We start from the raw sequence: 18,692 nt of genomic DNA on the forward strand, positions 1-18,692 counted from the left end.
GGACAGCAGATGAATTTTCACGAGGTCAGATTTCCCGCATCGCTGAGCTTCGGCTCAATCGGCGGCCCGGAGCGGCGCACCGATGTGGTGACGCTTGCCAACGGGCATGAGGAACGCAACACCCCCTGGGCGCATTCGCGGCGCCGCTATGACGCGGGGCTGGGCCTGCGGGGGCTGGAGGATATCGAGGCGCTGATTGCCTTTTTCGAGGCACGGCAAGGCCAGATGTACGGCTTTCGCTGGAAAGATTGGTCCGACTACAAATCCGCCCGCGCCACGCTGGACGTGACCTTTGGGGATCAGGTGATCGGCATGGGCGACGGGGCGCAGCAGGTGTTCCAGCTGAGCAAGACCTATCGTTCCGGCAGCTTTGCCTATCAGCGTCCGATTACCAAACCTGTGGCGGGCAGCGTGCGCATCGGGATTGAGCAGGACGCCTTGCAGGAGACGGTGGATTACACGCTAGACAGCACCCTTGGCACCATCACGCTGGCGCATCCGCCAGAGGCGGGCCTGTCGGTGAAGGCGGGGTTTGAGTTTGATGTGCCGGTGCGCTTTGACACCGACCGGATCCAGACCAGCGTGGCGTCCTTTCAGGCGGGCGACGTGCCCAATGTCCCAGTGGTGGAGGTGCGGGTCTGATGGCGGGGGTAAGCGAGGCGTTTCAATCCCATGTGGCCAGCGGTCTCACCACGCTGTGTCGTTGCTGGCTGGTGACCCGCAGCGATGGCGTGCGGTTCGGTTTTACCGACCATGACCGCGACCTGCGGTTCGAAAGCGCTGCCGAGGGCGAGGCCGGTCTGCTGTTTCGCGCAGGCACAGGCCTGACGGCGCGCAGCCTGCAACAGGTCACCGGGTTGGCGGTCGACAACACCGAGGCGCTTGGCGCGCTGAGCGATGCCGCCATCCGCGAAGACGAGATCGAGGCCGGGCGCTTTGACGGCGCTGAGGTGCGCTGCTGGCTGGTGAACTGGGCCGATGTCTCGGTGCGCTGGTTGCAGTTTCGCGGCAGCTTTGGCCAGATCCGCCGTGCTGGTGGTGCCTTTGAGGCGGAGCTGCGCGGCCTGACGGAGGCGCTCAATCAGCCGATGGGGCGGATCTACCAGAAACCCTGCACGGCGGTGCTGGGCGATGGCGCCTGCCGCTTTGACATGACAACGCCGGGCTACACGTTGGAGCTGGCCGCCGAAGAAATCCGCGAGGGGCAGTATTTCGGATTTGCCGCCCTGCCGGGGTTTGAGCCGAACTGGTTCACGTCGGGTCGTCTCACGGTGATGAGCGGTGCAGCATCGGGCCTGTGGGGCTGGATCAAGCAGGACCGTCAGCAGGTCGGACGGCTGGGACAGGACGCAAGCGCGCCGGATCCGAACGCAGAGCACCGCCAGCTGACCCTCTGGGAACCGCTGCGGGCGCAGATCCGACCCGGTGATCTGCTGCATCTGGCAGCGGGTTGCGACAAGCGGCTGAAGACCTGCCGGTTGAAGTTCAACAATGGCGTCAATTTTCAGGGCTTTCCGGATATCCCCGGCGAAGACTGGGTGATGAGCGTGCCGCGCCAGAGCGGCAATAACACTGGCGGCAGCCGCAGATGAGCGGCGCCACGGGGATATTGCGCGCCCAGCTCGTTGCGGCGGCGCGGGGTTGGTTGGGCACGCCCTATGTGCATCAGGCCGCCCGGCGCGGGGCGGGCTGCGATTGCCTCGGCCTGATCCGGGGTCTCTGGCGCGAGGTCTACGGGCAGGAGCCGGAGGCGGTGCCGGGCTATACGATGGACTGGTCCGAACCCCAGGGCGAGGAGGCGCTGTGGCAGGCGGCTCTGCGCCATCTCAGCCCCCGACCGCTAGAGGATGCGCGCGCCGGAGACGTCCTCCTGTTTCGGATGCGCCGGGGGGCGGTGGCCAAACATATCGCGCTGCAAACTGAAACCGGCGCCATGCCGCGGTTCATCCATGCCTATAGCGGCCACGGTGTGGTCGAGAGCGCATTGAGCCAGCCGTGGCGACGGCGGATCGTGGCGCGGTTTTCCTTTCCTGATGTTGATGCTGATGAGGTGACGTGATGGCGACCATTCTTCTTTCTGCGGCGGGGGCGGCCCTTGGCGGCTCGGTTGGGGGGGCTGTGGCGGGTCTGTCCTCGGTAGCGATTGGCCGCGCACTTGGCGCCACCGTCGGGCGTGCCATCGACAGCCGCCTGCTGGGGGCGGGCAGTGAGCCGGTGGAGACCGGCCGGGTGGAACGCTTCCGCCTGACCCATGCCAGCGATGGCCAGCCGATTGCGCAGGTCTATGGCCGGATGCGGGTGGGCGGGCAGGTGATCTGGGCGTCTGAGTTCCGCGAGACCTCCACCACCAGTGGCGGCGGTGGCAAGGGCGGCGGTCCGCGCCAGCCCAAGGTCACCAGCTACAGCTATGATGTCTCGCTGGCGGTGGCGGTCTGCGCCGGAGAGGTCGCCTCCATCGGGCGGGTCTGGGCTGATGGGGAGGAGGTCGCGCCTAAGGATTTGAACATGACCGTCTATCGCGGCACCATGGACCAGCTCCCCGATCCGGTGATTGAGGCGGTGGAGGGTGCGGGCGAGGTGCCCGCCTATCGTGGCACCGCCTATGTGGTGATGGAGAACCTGGCGCTGGAACGCTTTGGCAACCGGGTGCCGCAATTCTCGTTCGAGGTGCTGCGTGCCGAACAACCGGCCTCCAGCACCTATGATCTGGATCTGCCGCAGCTGGTGCAGGGGGTTGCCCTGATGCCGGGGACCGGGGAATACGCGCTGGCCAGCACGCCGGTGCATTACGACCACGGGCCGGGACAGGCCAAGCCCGCCAATTCGCACAGCCCCTCGGGGGAGACCGATCTGGTCACCTCGCTGACGACCCTTGGCGAGGAGCTGCCCGCCTGTGGCGCGGCCTCGCTGATTGTGTCGTGGTTTGGTAATGATCTGCGCTGTGGGGCCTGTACCGTCAAACCGAAGGTGGAGCGGCAGCATATCGAGGGGGCGAATATGCCCTGGTCGGTGGCCGGGCTGACCCGCACGGAGGCCGAGCTGATCGCGCGACAAGAGGACCGGCCGATCTATGGCGGCACCCCAACTGATGCCTCGGTGATTGAGGCCATTCGCGCACTGCAGGAGCAGGGCAAGCGGGTGATGTTCTACCCGTTTATCCTGATGGATCAGATGGCGGGCAATGATCTGCCCGATCCCTGGAGCGGTGAGCCGGGACAGGCGCATCTGCCCTGGCGGGGACGGATCACCCTGTCGCGGGCACCCGGCCAGCCCGGCAGCCCCGATGGCACGGCTACGGCGCGGGCTGAGGTGCAGCAGTTCTTTGGCACGGCAACCGCGGCGGATTTCACCGTGGCTGACGGGAGCGTCACCTATAGTGGCCCGTTGGAGGATTGGGGGCTGCGGCGGTTCATCCTGCATAATGCCGCGCTTTGTGCCGCAGCGGGCGGGGTGGAGGCGTTCTGCATCAGCTCGGAGATGCGTGGGTTGACCCAGATCCGCGATGAGGCAGGCTTTCCTGCGGTGGCAGAGCTGCGGGCGCTGACACAGGAGGTGCGCCAGATCCTTGGTCCGGACACCCAGATCGGCTATGCCGCCGACTGGTCGGAATACTGGGGCTACCAGAGCCCGGAGGGGGATCGCTATTTCCACCTTGATCCGCTGTGGGCGGATGAGGAGATCGACTTCATCGGCATCGACAATTACATGCCGCTGTCCGACTGGCGCGAGGGGGAGGATCATCTGGACGCCAAGGCCGGCACGCCCAATATCTATGACCTCAGCTATCTGCGCGCCAATATCGAAGGTGGCGAGGGCTATGACTGGTATTACCACTCGCCCGAGGCGGAGGCGGCCCAGATCCGCACACCAATCACCGATGGGGCGTATGAGGAGCCGTGGATCTGGCGCTACAAGGATCTGCGCAGCTGGTGGTCGAAGCCGCATCATGACCGGATCAACGGGCAACGTGCCGCGCTGCCCACCGCATGGGAGCCGCAGAGCAAACCGATCTGGTTCACCGAACTGGGCTGTGCTGCGATCGACAAGGGCACCAATCAGCCGAACAAGTTTCTGGATCCCAAAAGCTCCGAATCCAAACTGCCGAAATTCTCTGACGGGCAGCGCGATGACATGATGCAGCTAGCCTATCTGCGTGCATTACTGGGCTATTGGCAGGAGGAGGGGATGAACCCGGTCTCCGAGGTCTATGGTGGCCCGATGCTGGATATGTCGAACGCCTATGTCTGGGCCTGGGACGCGCGACCGTTTCCGACCTTTCCCAATGCGGTGGAGGTCTGGAGCGACGGGGAGAATTACCTGCGCGGCCATTGGCTGAACGGACGGGTGGGGCAACGCACGCTGGCCTCGGTGCTGGAGGAGATCTGTGCCGCCTCGGGTGTTGCGGCGATTGATGTCAGCGACCTGCCTGCGCTGGTGCGCGGTTATGCGATCAGCGATGTCGGGGAGGCGCGCGCCGCGCTGCAGCCACTGTTGCTGCGCCACGGGGTGGATGCCATCGAACGCGACGGGCTGCTGCGGTTCCGCCTGCGCAATGGGCGACAGGACGCAGCGCTGGATCTGGCGCAACTGGTTGAGGGGCAGGAGCTGGACGGGGTGCTGGAACAGACCCGCGCGCCGGAGGCCGAGCTGGCCGGGCGGATGCGGCTGCGTTTTGTCGAATGGGGCGGGCGCCATTATCTGCGCGGCGAGGAGGCCGTGCTGCCTGATGAGGCCACCCATGCGGTCAGCGACAATGAGCTGCCGATGGCGCTGACCCGCGCCGAGGGGCGGCAGGTGGTGGAGCGCTGGCTGAGCGAGGCCCGTATGGCCCGTGATACCCTGCGGCTGGAATTGCCGCCCTCCGCCATGGCGCTGGGCGCGGGCGATGTGATCCGCCTGCCGCTTGCGGGGACAGAGGCAGGTCCGGAGGCAGGCCCGGAGGCGGGTGCGGAGGTCGGCAGCGGTGCGCAGGCGCGCTACCGGATCGACCGGGTGGAACAGGGCGCGGCGCAGCTGATCGAGGCGGTGCGGATCGAGCCGGAGAACTACCACCCCGCACCGGTGCCGGAGGAATTGCCCGGTGTCATCGCCTTTGCGGCGCCAGTGCCGGTGCTGCCGCTGTTCATGGACCTGCCGCTGATTGGCGGCGATGAGGTGCCCCATGCGCCGCATCTGGCGGTCACGGCGCAGCCCTGGCCGGGGAGCGTTGCCCTGTATGGCGCACAGAGTGATGCGGATTATGTGCTGGAAGAAGTTCTGGCCGCGGCCTCAACCATTGCCATCACCAACACGGTGTTGCCTGCGGGTGCGCTGGGCCGTTGGGAGCGCGGTGCAGATCTGGAAGTCGATATGATCACCGGTCAATTCCAGAGCCGGGACCGGACATCGGTGCTGAACGGGGCCAATCTGGTGGCGATTGGCGATGGCAGCCCCGGCAATTGGGAGCTGCTGCAATTTGCCAAGGCCGAGCTGATTGCGCCGGGGCGCTATCTTCTGCGCGACCGGCTGCGTGGGCAGCAGGGCAGCGATGCGCGGATGCCGGTGGCCTGGCCCAAGGGGTCTTATGTGGTGGCGCTGGATGGCACGCCGCAGCAGATCACTCTGGCTGCCAATCAGCGCGGCCTTAGCCGTCACTACCGCATCGGCACCGCCCGGCGCCCCTATGATGATCCAAGCTATGTGCATCTGGAGGCGGCCTTTGCCGGTGAAGGGCTACGGCCCTATGCGCCGGTGCATCTGCGCCAGAAAGGCGTGTTGGGCAGCGGTGCGGTCGGGCTGGACTGGATCCGCCGCAGCCGCACCGACGGCGACCGCTGGGATCTGGCGGAGATCCCCTTGGGCGAGGATCTGGAGCGCTACCGCCTGCGGGTGCTGCGCGGCAGTGACGTGCTGCGCGAGGAGCTGCTGGACAGTCCCGGCTGGAGCTATCCGGTGGCGGCACAGACAGCGGATGCGGTGGCGCCGGGCGATCGCGTCGAGGTGGCGCAAGTCTCGGCCCGCTACGGGGCGGGCGCGGCCACCGCCCTGCGGCTGGTCTGAGGCGGGACGGGGATGCGGCGTCCTGTCCTGCCCGGTGACATCACCAGCACCGCCCGCGCGTTGCTGGCGGTGGCCCCGGCGCAGCGGCGCGTGCTGTGCGAGCGGATCTTTGCCGGGGCCGGGCAGGCGTTGCGCCATTCGCGCCGCCATCGTCGGCTCTGTCCGGACTGGGGGGATGGCTCCCTGAGTGCTGCGGCGCGGAGATTCCCGCTGGCGGATGAGCCGTTTTACGATGCGCCGCAATATCTGTCCTGTACCCGGCTGGTGCTGGCCCAATTGGCGCGTCATGTCAGGCATAATCCGGAGTGATCCGGTGCCACGCTGCGCTGACGCCACCGGGTGTCGCGGCTGTGAGGGTCGAAGGGGGTAGCGCGCTGGCGCAGGCCGTCAGCGCGATCACATTGCGTGCCGCACAGAGGCTGTGCGGATACGCGTGTGGCCTGATCTTGCGCGTGGATGGCCTTAAAATCAACGGGCTGCCCGACCATATCTGCTGAACCTAGGCGAAAGATCAGCAGATCCGATGGCTGTCATCACGGATTTGCGGTTGGCCTTTTTGCGCTTACATAGGTAATCTGGTCGCAACACAGGAGGCAGAGCCATGCTTGAGACGCGCCACGCCGTTAGTTCCGTTGATCCGGTTTGGGATCAGATCACCACCGAGGCGCAGGACGCCGTGCGCCGCCAGCCGCTGATGGGCGGGCTGATCCATGCCTGCATCCTGCATCACACCTCGCTTGAGAAGGCGCTGTCCTATCGCATTGCGGCCAAGCTCTGCTCCAATGAGATGTCGATGGTAATCCTGCGCGAAATCGTTGACAAGGCCTATGGGGAAAACCCGGATCTGATTGCCGCTGGACGCGCCGATCTGATGGCGGTCTATGAACGTGATCCGGCCTGCCATCGTCTGTTGCAGCCGATCCTCTACTTCAAGGGCTATCAGGCGGTGCAGGCCTACCGGGTCGCCCATTGGCTGTGGCAGAAGGGGGATTACGACCTGTCCTATTTCTTCCAGATGCGAATTTCCGAGATCTTTGGCGTCGATATCCATCCGGCGGCCAAAATCGGACGCGGCATCATGATCGACCACGCCCATTCCATTGTTATCGGTGAAACCGCTGTGGTTGGTGACAATGTATCGATGCTGCATTCGGTGACCCTCGGCGGCACCGGTAAGGAAGAGGAAGACCGCCATCCGAAGATTGGTGATGGTGTGCTGATCGGGGCCGGTGCCAAGGTTCTGGGCAACATCAAGGTCGGCCATTGCAGCCGCATTGCGGCCGGATCGGTGGTGCTGCAGGAGATCCCGCCCTGCAAGACCGTGGCGGGCGTGCCGGCCAAGATCGTCGGCGAGGCAGGCTGCGATCAGCCGTCAGTGAGCATGAATCAGGTGCTGGGAGGCGGCAAGCCGCAATAGGCCGCGCCGCTCTGCGGGGTTGAACATGGCGGGCGATGCGCGTGCCGCCATTGGTGCATTTGTGAGTATTTTTGGAAAGATGACGATGGAGAGGGGCGGCGCTGGCGGCCCCTTTTTTCGTGGGGTGGGGGAGGTGTGCAGTCAATCGCAGGGCTGTTGCTATCGGCGTTTTTCGTCGGTGGCCGGGACGTCATAATGCGGCCCTCGTGTCAGCCCCGTTCGCGATGTTGCACTCGGAGTGAATGGTGTGATTGGGCTGGCTGCGATCAACGAGCGGCTGCGACGAGTTGCGGTATCGCTGCAACCCTGCTGTCGCACCGCCGCAAGTCGGCAGTGAGCCCATAATGACCGATGCTACAGGATCTACCAATGTCGGCTTTCGCGGTGCTAGCGCGATTGCATTGGAATGGATGCGCCCCAGTTTGGTTTAATGGATGCGCCCCAGTTTGGTTTGTAGGTCTCTTGCGTGATAAGCTCGTGGAGCCGTAGAGCGCTTATTGCAAAAAAATCGACCGGCTCGCCCACTTGATAGCCGAAGCTCAAACGAACCGCAGACGTATCTCAGATCAATTCCCAAAAGGCTGACAGTGCCTCGGATGCAGGACCACCAGCAAGGCGGGCAAGGACGATTTCGCGGGGGGCTGGTGGGTCAAGAGGCACCTTCAAGAGGCCAGGATGATGTTCTGGCGCGGCAAGATCGGCAATGATGGCCGCGCCCAGACCCGCGCGCACAAGCGCCAGAAGCGATGTGATCTGTTGTGCCTCATGCCGGATATCAGGCGTAACGCCGGCAAGGGCGAACCAGGCCCGCACCAAAGGCTCTGATCCGCCTTTCGTCATAACGAAAGGCAATGTCGCAAGGTCCTGCGGTGTAAGACGTTCAGGCCAGACTCGGTCATCGGGCATAAGGGCGACTAAGTGGTCATCAGTAAGTGGCAGCTGTTCCAGCGAAGGGTCGTCCTGCGCCAATGTGATGGCGACATCGACGACCCCGGTTTTGAGCGCTTCGGCCATCGCGGTCTCGGGAATTTCGCGGACAGCAAGGCGGATTTCCGGACATCGGCTCTGATAGCGCCCCAGCAGTTGAGGCAAGAGCCGGGTCGAGGCGGAAGCACCAATAGAACCGATGCGCAAAGCCCCCGCTTTTTTGCGTTTCAGGGCGGTCACATCCTCCCACGCGTCCTGGCGCAGCAGTGCCTCGCGACGGCCGAGCTCCGCAAGGCGCTCACCCTCCGCCGTCAGTCTGATTTGCCCGCCCATGCGGCGCGTCACCACGACCCCAGATTTGTCTTCTAGTGCTGCAATGGCTCGGCTGATGGCGGGTTGCGAAACACCCAAGGCCATTGCTGCGCGGGTCATGCTGCCGGTCTCCCGGATCACGGGCAAGGCACGTAAAGCGATGATTGGAACGGTATCGAGAGGACGCACATTCATAACTATTGGTTATTTGATTATGGCGAGCTTGTCACGCAAAGCATGATATATGACTTATCTGACCCCTTATACGACTGCACTGTCCCGCGCCGCAGTGGCGCTTCCTGAAAATCCGTTGCGCGCGCTTTATCCCGTAGCAGCGCGCGATGGCATGATTTCGCTGGCCAACGGCCATCCGTCGCCCGACGCCTGCGATTACATCGGTTTGCAAGACGCGCTTCAAGCGGTAGCGGCTGACCCGATGGCGTGGCTCTATGGCCCCACGGCAGGTGATCCACGGCTGCGGCGCGCGCTTGCGCATCTGTCGGGGGACCAGCCGGACAGCGTGATCGTTACGTCTGGCGCACAACAAGGGATCGATTTGGCAATACGAACGCTGTGCGATCCTGGCGACACTGTTTTGGTGCCAGAGGCGCTCTATCCTGCTACGTTGTCGGTCTTGGCGGCTTGCGGTGTCAGCGCCAAACCTGTGTCCGAAGACGCCGACGGCCTTTGCCTCGACGCGTTGGAGAAAGCCTTTCAGGCGACGCATGGGCGTATGCTTTATCTCACGCCAACGTTTGGGAATCCAACCGGGTCGGTTCTAAGCGAAGAGCGCAGATGCGCGCTGTTAGCGCTCTGTGCCCGGATGGGTGTGTCGATCATTGAGGACGACCCTTATCGCGATCTATGGTTCGATGCGCCGCCACCGCCATCCCTTTGGAAGATGGCCGGGGAGAGCGGCGCACGGGTGATTTCGCTGCGATCTTGCTCCAAATCCATCGCTCTAGGCCTACGGATCGGCTGGATGCTGGTCTCTCCCGAGATTGCGCCGCACATCACGGCAATGAAACAGGCAAGCGACCTGCAATCGAGCGGCACAGCACAAATGACCGTTCTGGCCTATCTGTCCTCGGGTCGGTTCGATGACTGGCTGATCAAGGTACGCGCGCTTTGCCACAGGCGGCACGATACCTTGCGCGAGGGGTTGATTGCGGCAGGGTTTGACGCACCTGCCGTAGCGGGCGGAATGTTCCTGTGGGCGCGACTGCCTGAACGCATTGACGTATCGCGGCTGTTCGAGACAGCAGTTGCCCAAGGCGTGCTCTACGCGCCTGGCGCGGCCTTCGACGCCAGCGGCCAAGGTGTCGAGATTGCGCGCTATGCCCGGTTCTGTTTTGCCTCCAATGATGTGGCGTCGTTGAAACAGGCAACTGACCGCCTGGCCGGGGCCGCACGCTTGGTCGCCCGATGACCGGGGCAAGCTCAGTCGCGCTGGCCCTTGCGCCAGATATCCTCATCATCGCGCTCGGCATGCTGCTTGGACGATTTTTCGACAACACCCTATGGGTCGCCCTCGATAGGCTCTGCTTTTACGTCTTCTTCCCCGCCCTCATGTTCACTGCGGCGGCCGCACGTCCGATTGGCCTTAGCGACATCGCCTCTATCGGCGTTGCGGTCTGGGTCTTGATGGGGCTCGGCTTTGTCTTGGCCTTGCCGTTACGGAGGATTGGACCCGCGTCCTTCCTGGATTTCGCCGGTGTTTGGCAGACGGCCTGGAGATTCAATGCGGGGCTTGCCTTTGTGGTGGCTCAGACGCTGCCGGAAGAGGCGGCTGCCTTGATGGCGGTTGCCATCGGCTTGGCTGTACCGCTGGCCAACGTCCTTGCCGTGGGCGCGCTGGCACGCGGCGCGGGCCAGACCATGGGCCCCATATTCAAAGCGATTGTGACGAACCCCTTCTTTCTGGCCAGCAGTGCAGGATTGCTTGTCGGAGCCACAGGCCACGCCGTGCCGGGCACAGCTGAATTGGCGCTGGACCGTCTGGCCAATGTCGCAATTCCGGCAGCACTCCTGTCTATCGGAGCATCCTTGAGCTTGCGTGTGCTCTGTGGGCTCAATGGCCTCACAGGCGGATTCCATCTGATAAAATTGGTTCTGCTGCCACTTTGCGCTCTTGGGCTGGCTGAGCTCATGGCGTTAAGTCCGACGCAAACATCTATCATCGTTCTATTCGCCGCCTTGCCAACCGCCGCCGCCGCGCAAACGCTAGCGGTGCGCTTCGGCGCAGACCGACGCGCGCCAGCAGCCATCATTGCCCAATCTACGGGCTTAGCTTGCGTGACCCTACCCGTATGGATTGCGCTCATTGTCTAGTGTGCTCTTCGCGTGTCGGCACCGTGTACCGCAAGCCAGTTCAGACTGGGTTGCGGACATTAGAATAAGCACGGGGAATGTTCGCTTCGTCCGCTTAGCAGAGATTGCATGATATTTGGTCGCTGCAGGCAGAGCGACTCCGGAAATTGCGCGCTTCGGATACTGGTGCACACTCAATTTTGCCTGAGGTCTATCGCGGGTGCCCTCGTGGGCCATCTACACAGGCGCAGTCAACCCAACACCCGAGCCGTATAAAAGGGACCGGAGCAATGCCCCGCTCCCTTTTATATCTCCGTTGATTTACGGGGCTCAGGCCAGCATCATCATCGGGTTTTCGAGGTTGTCCTTGATCGCGTTCAGCAGTTCGGCGCCAAGCGCGCCGTCGATGACGCGGTGGTCGACGGACATGGTCACCGACATCACGGTGGCCACGGCCAGTTCGCCGTCTGCACCGACAACCGGTTTCTTGACCCCTGCGCCCACGGCGAGGATGCCTGCGTGCGGCGGGTTCACGATGGCGTCGAAATTGTCGATGCCGAACATGCCGAGGTTGGAGATCGCAAAGCTGCCACCCTGATATTCATGCGGCGCAAGCTTGCGGTCGCGGGCGCGTTTGGCGAGGTCTTTCATCTCGGTCGACAGGGTCGAGAGCGATTTGGTGTCGCTGTTCTGCAGGACGGGCGTGAACAAGCCGCCCTCAATCGCGACGGCGACCGCCACATCGGAGGCTTCCATCTTCAGCACGCGATCCCCGGCCCAGACGGCGTTTGCGTCCGGCACGGCCTGCAGCGCCAGGGCACAGGCCTTGATGATGAAGTCATTGACCGAGAGTTTCACACCGCGGCCCTCGAGCTGTTTGTTCAGCTCGCCGCGGAACTTCAGCAGCGCATCCAGCTGGATGTCGCGGCGCAGGTAGAAATGCGGCACGGTTTGCTTGGCTTCGGTGAGGCGGGCGGCGATTGTCTTGCGCATGCCGTCCAGTTTGACCTCCTCATAGGTGCGGCCTTCGTACATGCGGGCGACCTGATCGGCGGAGGGGCCTGTGGGGGCGGCAGCTGCGGCAGAGGCTGCGGCGGTTGCCGGAGCGGCTGCTGCCGGGGCGTCGGCGGCCTGCGGTTTGGCGTTTTCCACGTCGGCCTTCACGATGCGGCCACGGGGGCCGGAGCCGTTCAGCTGGGCCAGATCCAACCCCTTGTCAGCCGCGATACGGCGCGCCAGAGGCGACGCAAAGATGCGGTTGCCATCTGCCGCGGTTGGTGCGGCAGGCGCTGGTGTTGCCGCAGCTGCCGCTGGTGCAGGGGCGGCTTCCTCGGGCGCCACAGGGGCGGCCTCGTCTGCCGCGGCTGCGGGTGCAGCCGGGGTGGTGCCGATGTCGTCGGCGCTTTCGCCATCTTCCAGCAGCACGGCGATGGGGCTGTTGACCTTCACGCCTTCGCTGCCTTCGGGGATCAGGATCTTGCCGATGGTGCCTTCGTCGACGGCCTCAAACTCCATCGTCGCCTTGTCGGTTTCGATTTCCGCCAGCAGGTCGCCAGAGGCGACGGTGTCGCCTTCCTTCACGAGCCATTTGGCGAGCGTGCCTTCTTCCATAGTGGGGGAGAGGGCGGGCATCAGGATTTCTGTGGGCATTTTATGATCCCTCACCTTTCGGAACAAACGGTCCTTCCGCTTCTTTGCCGATAACTCGGAACTCACTTTCATGAACCAACCGGCAAAAGTATGGTGCAGAAGTTGGGAGCGGATAGTCAGCGTGTGCCATTGAAGTCATGGCGTCGGTTCGAACCTCGCTAGAGTTGCCTAGTTCAGTATAGGTTACAAACACGGTTACAGGTTCAAAGAAAACTTCCCCTGACATTGCGAACGCAGCCCACCAACCGCTTGCGGATGCTGTGCTTATTACACTGATATCATTCAAGTTGTTCATCGATAAGTCACTTGTTTCACTGCTTCGATCACCTCATCGGTGGTGACCAGCGCGTGTTTTTCGAGATTGGCGGCATAGGGCATGGGGACGTCCTTGCCGGTGCAGGTGATGACGGGGGCGTCGAGGTAATCAAACGCCTCCTGCATCACCACGGAGGAGATATAGCTGCCAACAGAGCCCTGCGGCCAGCCTTCCTCAACTGTGACCAGACGGTTGGTCTTCATCACCGATTTGATGATGGAACCGGTGTCCATCGGGCGCAGGGTGCGCAGGTCGATGACCTCGGCGCTGATGCCATCCTCGGCCAGTTTCTCCGCCGCTTCCAGCGCATAGGTCATGCCGATGCCAAAGGAGACGATGGTGACGTCAGTGCCTTCCCGCCAGATCCGGGCCTTGCCAAAGGGAACGGTGTAATCATCCAGCTTCGGCACTTCAAAGGACTTGCCGTAGAGGATCTCGTTCTCGAGGAAGATCACCGGGTTGTTGTCGCGGATGGCGGTTTTCATCAGACCTTTGGCGTCGGAGGCGGAGTAGGGCATCGCCACCTTCAGGCCGGGGATCTGCATGTACCAGGCGGCATAATCCTGGCTGTGCTGTGCGCCCACGCGCGCGGCGGCACCGTTGGGACCACGGAACACCATCGGTGCACCCATCTGACCGCCGGACATATAGAGCGTCTTGGCGGCAGAGTTGATGATGTGGTCAATCGCCTGCATGGCGAAGTTGAAGGTCATGAATTCCACAATCGGGCGCAGACCGCCAAAGGCCGCGCCGGTGGCGATGCCGGCAAAACCATGTTCGGTGATCGGGGTGTCGATCACCCGCTTGGCGCCGAATTCGTCCAACAGGCCCTGAGAGATCTTATAGGCGCCCTGATATTCGGCGACTTCCTCGCCCATCAGGAAGACATCATCGTCACGGCGCATTTCCTCGGCCATGGCGTCGCGCAGGGCTTCGCGGACCGTGGTCTGCACCACTTCGGTACCCTCGGGCCAGTCGGGGGTGGTGTCCACCTCCGGTGCGGCGGGGGCTGCGGCAGCAGCGGCGGTGGTTGCGGGCGCCGCAGGTGCCTCTGCCGCCGGCGCTTCGCTTGCGGAGGGCGCGGATGCTGCAGGGGCCGCGTCGGGGTCGTAGCTTTCGCCCTCTTCCAGCAGCACGGCGATGGGGCTGTTGACCTTCACGTTTTCGCTGCCTTCACCGATCAGGATCTTGCCGATGACGCCTTCGTCAACGGCTTCGAATTCCATCGTCGCCTTGTCGGTTTCGATCTCGGCCAGAATATCGCCGGAATTTACGGTATCGCCCTCTTTGACCAGCCATTTGGCCAGGGTGCCTTCCTCCATGGTCGGCGACAGGGCGGGCATCAGGATTTCAGTTGCCATATCGTGTTACGTCCCCTCAGGCGGTTTCTTGCGGCAGATCGTCCGCATAAATATCGGTCCAGAGTTCTTCGAGCGCCGGTTCCGGGCTCTCTTTGGAGAAGTCTGCGGATTTGTTGACGATGTCCTTGATCTCTTTGTCGATCGCCTTCAGATCATCCTCGCTGGCGTGGCTGCCGGTCAGCAGCATTGAGCGGATTTGCTCGATCGGGTCGCGTTCCTCGCGCATTTTCTGCACCTCTTCGCGGGTGCGGTATTTGGCGGGGTCGGACATAGAGTGACCACGGTAGCGGTAGGTCTTGACCTCAAGGATATAGGGGCCTTTGCCCGCGCGGCAGTGGGCAACGGCGCGTTCGCCGGCCTCTTTCACCGCCAGCACATCCATGCCGTCCACTTCTTCACCCTTGATGCCGTAGGCTTCGCCGCGTTTCCACAGGGCGGGGGATTTGGTGGAGCGCTGGACCGAGGTACCCATGGCGTATTGGTTGTTTTCAATGACAAAAACCACCGGCAGATCCCAAAGCTGCGCCATATTGTAGGTCTCGTAAACCTGGCCCTGGTTGGCCGCGCCATCGCCGAAATAGGCGAATGTCACGCGGTCGTTGCCTTTGTATTTGTCAGAGAAGGCGAGGCCTGCACCCAGTGGTACCTGAGCGCCGACGATGCCGTGGCCGCCGTAGAAATGCTTCTCCTTGGAGAACATATGCATGGAGCCGCCCTTACCCTTGGAATAGCCGCCTTCGCGACCGGTAAGTTCTGCCATCACGCCGTCCGGGTCCATGCCACAGGCCAGCATATGGCCGTGATCGCGATAGGAAGTCACGCGTTTGTCGCCATCTTCGGCGGCGGCCTCAAGGCCGACAACAACCGCTTCCTGGCCGATATAGAGATGGCAGAAGCCGCCAATCAGACCCATGCCATAAAGTTGGCCGGCCTTTTCCTCGAATCGCCGGATGAGCAGCATCTCGCGGTAGTATTCGAGCAACTCATCGGCAGAAACATTTGGTTTCTTGACACTTTTTCTCGCAGCCATAGTGGCGGGCTCCCCCTTAAGGCTAGATAGTTTAATGCTAAACTAGTTCATAATGGATTTTACGACGTCATGCGAGTGTTATTATGACGTGCCGTCACCAAGGGGTAAAGGCGATGGTGTTATCCGGGGGTAACCTGAGGGCAGCAGGCCAGGCCGGTGACCGTTTGCACGGTAACTGTGTGGTGCTGGGGTAAGGATGGTGGTCCTATTGCTGGCGGAACAGCAAAACGCCCGCGAGCGGGGCTGCGGGCGTTGGTCATGAGACGAGATTGTCAAATTCTGGTCAGATCAGCGAATGACGATTTCATCCGCGCGCAACAGCCCCAGCACCGAGCGCGCCTGCTCATCCAGCAGATCCAGATCGAGGTAGTCATCAGACAGCCGGTGGGTGAGATTTTCCATCTGCGCGGTTTCGCGTTTCAGCTGGTCGAGATCCTGACGCAGCGCTTCGGCCTCGGCCTGGATCTCGACCCGCCTGAACAACCCGAAGTCGCCCTGCACGGCGGCAAAGGTAAAATATGCGCTGAGTGCGAATGCAATCGTTGAGAAAACGAATGCGCCCAGAGAGGGTCGGTTGCTTCGGGTCACGGTGGATAGCCTGTATGATCTGCTGCTCAAGTCTCGCGCCAGTTTGCCCGGCGTCTGCAACAATACTGCCACAGGCAACATGGTTTGTGAAACGTAAAAATTGTTAATTTTGAACATTCTCAGGCAAAACCGCACCCCAACCGCGTGGCAGGGGTGCGAATGGTAAACAGATGGTTAATGCGTTCTGCGGATCGCTGCGATCTTAACCTTTTGCGGCAGCGATGGCGTCAGGTCGACGCCAGACCGAGCGGCTGATTCAACCTTCGAGGGCGGCAACGCCGGGCAGGGTCTTGCCCTCCATCCACTCCAGAAAGGCGCCGCCTGCGGTGGAGATATAGGTGAAATCAGCTGCAGCCCCGGCCTGATTGAGGGCGGCCACGGTGTCGCCGCCGCCTGCCACGCTGACCAGCGCGCCGGATTTGGTGAGGCTGGCGGCCTGTTGTGCAGCGGCATTGGTGGCAGCATCAAAGGGCGCGATTTCAAAGGCGCCCATCGGGCCATTCCAGATCAGCGTTTTGGAGGCGAAAAGCGTATCGGCGACGGCAGCGACAGTCTGCGGGCCTGCGTCCAGGATCATTGCATCGGCGGGGCAGGCGTCAGCGGCGACGGTTTCATTGTCGGCACCTGCCTTGAACTCGCGCGCGACCACGACGTCGATGGGCAGGATGATCTTACAGCCCTGAGTTTCGGCCTTGCTCAGGATCTCGCGGGCGGTGTCGGCCATATCATGCTCACAGAGGGATTTGCCCACGTCGATGCCCTGTGCCGCGAGAAAGGTATTGGCCATGCCGCCACCAATCACCAGATTGTCGACCTTGCCGACCAGATTGCCCAGAAGCTCGAGCTTGGTAGAGACCTTTGCGCCGCCGACGACGGCTGTCACCGGGCGCTGGGGTTGGCCAAGAGCGGTTTCCAGCGCTGTCAGCTCGGCCTGCATCAGACGACCAGCACAGGCGGGCAGCAGACGGGCCAACGCCTCAGTCGAGGCGTGGGCGCGGTGGGCGGCGGAAAACGCATCATTGCAGTAGATATCGCCCAGCTTGGCCATCTCAGCGGCAAGATCGGCGTCGTTCTTTTCCTCGCCCGCGTGGAAACGGGTATTTTCCAGCAGCAGCACGCCACCGGCTGGCAGGCCCTGAACGGCGGCTTCGGCAGCGGGGCCACGGCAATCCGCAGCAAAGGTGACGGGGGCGCCGAACGCGGCCTCAAGTGCCGGCACCAGCGGGCGTAGCGACATCTCTGCGACGACCTTGCCCTTTGGACGGCCGAAATGGGCCAGCAGAATTGGAGTGCCGCCTGCGGCGAGGATATCCTTGATCGTGGGGGCGACGCGCTGGATGCGGGTGTCATCGGTGACCCGGCCATCCTCAACCGGGACGTTGATATCGACGCGCACCAGAACGCGCTTGCCTGCCAGGTCCATCGTGTCGAGTGCGTTCCAGCCCATGATCATATCCTTCTTTGGTCTTGGTTTGATGCGCCAGCGGCGGAAACTGTGCCGCTGGCGGTGTTGGCGCGATGTTTCGGGGCTTTTTGCCGCTCAGTCAATGCTCTGTGACCAAAGCTCCCTTGGCAATTGCGGGCGCTGGCCTTAACTATCGGGCAAATGCAAAGAACAGGAGCGCCACATGGCCGAGATCAAAGACCCCGAAAACACCATCATCATGGAGCTGAAAGACGGCAAGGTGGTGATCGAACTGCTGCCCGACGTGGCCCCTCAGCACAGCGCGCGCATGAAAGAACTGGCCCGTAGCGGCGCATATGACAATGTGGCGTTTCACCGGGTGATCGATGGTTTCATGGCGCAGACCGGCGACGTGCAGCACGGCGACATGGAAGACGGGTTCAACCTGCGTATGGCGGGCACCGGTGGCTCTGATCTGCCGAATGTTCCGGCGGAATTCTCCAAGCTGCCGCATGACCGTGGCACGCTGGGCGCGGCGCGCTCCGCCAACCCGGATTCGGCCAACTCTCAGTTCTTCATCAACTTCAAGGACAACCACTTCCTGAACGGTCAGTACACGGTCTATGGCCGCGTGATCGAGGGGATGGAGCATGTCGATGCGATCACCCGGGGTGAGCCGCCTGCGAACCCTGACCGCATGGTCAGCGTCAAGGTGGCAGCCGATGTATAAGCTGGCAGCGGTATTTGCGCTGATGGCGGGTCCGGCACTGGCCAGCGGTCTGGAGATCGCGGTTGAGGGCGAGGGCGCCAATGGCACCATCAAGATCGACCTGTTCGAGGACGTGGCCCCCAAGCATGTCGAGCAGATCACCGCACTGGCGGCTGAGGGCAAATATGATGGCGTGGTCTTTCACCGCGTGATCGAAGGCTTCATGGCGCAGACCGGTGATGTGGAATTCGGCAAGCTGGGTGGCGATATGCGCCGCGCCGGCATGGGCGGTTCCGAGCGGTCGGACCTGCCGGCCGAATTTTCCGATCTGGAGTTTGATCGCGGTGTGGTCGGCATGGCCCGCTCGCAGGATCCCGATAGCGCCAATTCGCAGTTTTTCATCATGTTTGCGCCGGGGCATTTCCTGAACGGTCAGTACACCGTTGTGGGCAAGGTGACCGAGGGCATGGATGTGGTCGACGCGATCAAACGTGGCAGCGGCAGTCAGAACGGCGCCGTTGTCGGTCAGCCCGATGTGATGAAAACGGTCTCTGTGACTGAGTGAGCCTTGCTTCGCGTGATCTTGTGGTCCGCAGGTCATTGTTTGAACGGCCCGTACCTTGAATGG

General features: G+C 62.6%; 16 protein-coding genes. 10 read left to right on the forward strand and 6 right to left on the reverse strand.

The genetic code is table 11. The features are described from left to right. The first annotated feature begins 9 nt into the window (after nt 1-9). From INHI_RS0106920 to cysE, 6 genes are all read left to right on the forward strand, one after another. Complete coding sequence (locus INHI_RS0106920; protein ID WP_027247189.1) at nt 10-642, forward strand: DUF2460 domain-containing protein; 633 nt, start codon at nt 10-12, stop codon at nt 640-642. Further along, entirely contained in the window at nt 642-1,592 is a 951-nt protein-coding gene (locus tag INHI_RS0106925; RefSeq protein WP_027247190.1) for a phage/gene transfer agent baseplate hub protein, read from the forward strand. Before INHI_RS0106920 ends, INHI_RS0106925 begins: the two co-directional genes overlap by 1 nt. Beyond that, a complete protein-coding gene (locus INHI_RS0106930; RefSeq protein ID WP_027247191.1) occupies nt 1,589-2,059 on the forward strand; it encodes an NlpC/P60 family protein in 471 nt (156 codons plus the stop codon). Before INHI_RS0106925 ends, INHI_RS0106930 begins: the two co-directional genes overlap by 4 nt. Beyond that, entirely contained in the window at nt 2,059-6,039 is a 3,981-nt protein-coding gene (locus INHI_RS0106935) for a baseplate multidomain protein megatron (protein WP_027247192.1), read from the forward strand. Before INHI_RS0106930 ends, INHI_RS0106935 begins: the two co-directional genes overlap by 1 nt. A gap of 12 nt (nt 6,040-6,051) precedes the next feature. Continuing rightward, nucleotides 6,052-6,348 carry a DUF7742 family protein gene (locus INHI_RS0106940; RefSeq protein WP_014880159.1) on the forward strand — a complete coding sequence of 99 codons (297 nt, stop codon included), beginning with the start codon at nt 6,052-6,054 and terminating at the stop codon, nt 6,346-6,348. Nucleotides 6,349-6,640: 292 nt separating this feature from the next. Next, entirely contained in the window at nt 6,641-7,456 is an 816-nt protein-coding gene (gene cysE / locus INHI_RS0106945; protein WP_014880158.1) for a serine O-acetyltransferase, read from the forward strand. A gap of 561 nt (nt 7,457-8,017) precedes the next feature. On the opposite strand, the gene INHI_RS0106950 is transcribed toward cysE, so the two are convergent. Further along, nucleotides 8,018-8,890, reverse strand: a complete 873-nt coding sequence (locus INHI_RS0106950) for a LysR family transcriptional regulator (protein WP_036766960.1) — start codon at nt 8,888-8,890, stop codon at nt 8,018-8,020. 49 nt (nt 8,891-8,939) lie between these two features. Here INHI_RS0106950 and INHI_RS20440 point away from each other — a divergent pair, with 49 nt between their 5' ends. Together INHI_RS20440 and INHI_RS0106960 are read left to right on the forward strand one after the other, a co-directional pair. Further along, the gene (locus tag INHI_RS20440) at nt 8,940-10,124 is read left to right on the forward strand and encodes an aminotransferase-like domain-containing protein (protein WP_051338957.1); all 1,185 of its coding nucleotides are present in this window, start codon (nt 8,940-8,942) and stop codon (nt 10,122-10,124) included. Then, nucleotides 10,121-11,026, forward strand: coding sequence for an AEC family transporter (locus INHI_RS0106960; RefSeq protein WP_027247194.1), 906 nt, complete (start codon nt 10,121-10,123; stop codon nt 11,024-11,026). The genes INHI_RS20440 and INHI_RS0106960 overlap by 4 nt, the downstream gene beginning before the upstream one ends. A gap of 309 nt (nt 11,027-11,335) precedes the next feature. Here the strand turns inward: INHI_RS0106960 and INHI_RS0106965 are convergent, their stop codons facing one another. The 5 genes from INHI_RS0106965 to INHI_RS0106985 all read right to left on the reverse strand — a co-directional run bounded on the left by INHI_RS0106965 (nt 11,336) and on the right by INHI_RS0106985 (nt 17,397). Next, on the reverse strand, nt 11,336-12,655 hold the full coding sequence (locus tag INHI_RS0106965) for a pyruvate dehydrogenase complex dihydrolipoamide acetyltransferase (protein WP_027247195.1): 1,320 nt from the start codon (nt 12,653-12,655) through the stop codon (nt 11,336-11,338). Between the two features lie 291 nt (nt 12,656-12,946). Continuing rightward, nucleotides 12,947-14,332 carry a pyruvate dehydrogenase complex E1 component subunit beta gene (locus INHI_RS0106970; protein WP_014874853.1) on the reverse strand — a complete coding sequence of 462 codons (1,386 nt, stop codon included), beginning with the start codon at nt 14,330-14,332 and terminating at the stop codon, nt 12,947-12,949. Between the two features lie 16 nt (nt 14,333-14,348). Further along, nucleotides 14,349-15,362 carry a pyruvate dehydrogenase (acetyl-transferring) E1 component subunit alpha gene (gene pdhA, locus INHI_RS0106975; protein WP_027247196.1) on the reverse strand — a complete coding sequence of 338 codons (1,014 nt, stop codon included), beginning with the start codon at nt 15,360-15,362 and terminating at the stop codon, nt 14,349-14,351. A 288-nt stretch (nt 15,363-15,650) separates the two neighbouring features. Continuing rightward, nucleotides 15,651-15,950, reverse strand: coding sequence for an FtsB family cell division protein (locus INHI_RS0106980; protein WP_014880143.1), 300 nt, complete (start codon nt 15,948-15,950; stop codon nt 15,651-15,653). Between the two features lie 256 nt (nt 15,951-16,206). After that, complete coding sequence (locus INHI_RS0106985) at nt 16,207-17,397, reverse strand: phosphoglycerate kinase (RefSeq protein ID WP_027247197.1); 1,191 nt, start codon at nt 17,395-17,397, stop codon at nt 16,207-16,209. A gap of 181 nt (nt 17,398-17,578) precedes the next feature. Here INHI_RS0106985 and INHI_RS0106990 point away from each other — a divergent pair, with 181 nt between their 5' ends. Together INHI_RS0106990 and INHI_RS0106995 are read left to right on the forward strand one after the other, a co-directional pair. Continuing rightward, a complete protein-coding gene (locus INHI_RS0106990) occupies nt 17,579-18,085 on the forward strand; it encodes a peptidylprolyl isomerase (protein ID WP_014874849.1) in 507 nt (168 codons plus the stop codon). Next, nucleotides 18,078-18,629, forward strand: a complete 552-nt coding sequence (locus INHI_RS0106995) for a peptidylprolyl isomerase (RefSeq protein WP_014874848.1) — start codon at nt 18,078-18,080, stop codon at nt 18,627-18,629. Before INHI_RS0106990 ends, INHI_RS0106995 begins: the two co-directional genes overlap by 8 nt. The last annotated feature ends 63 nt before the right edge of the window (nt 18,630-18,692 follow it).

It is taken from the genome of Phaeobacter inhibens DSM 16374 (assembly GCF_000473105.1).
GTDB classification, from domain to species: domain Bacteria; phylum Pseudomonadota; class Alphaproteobacteria; order Rhodobacterales; family Rhodobacteraceae; genus Phaeobacter; species Phaeobacter inhibens.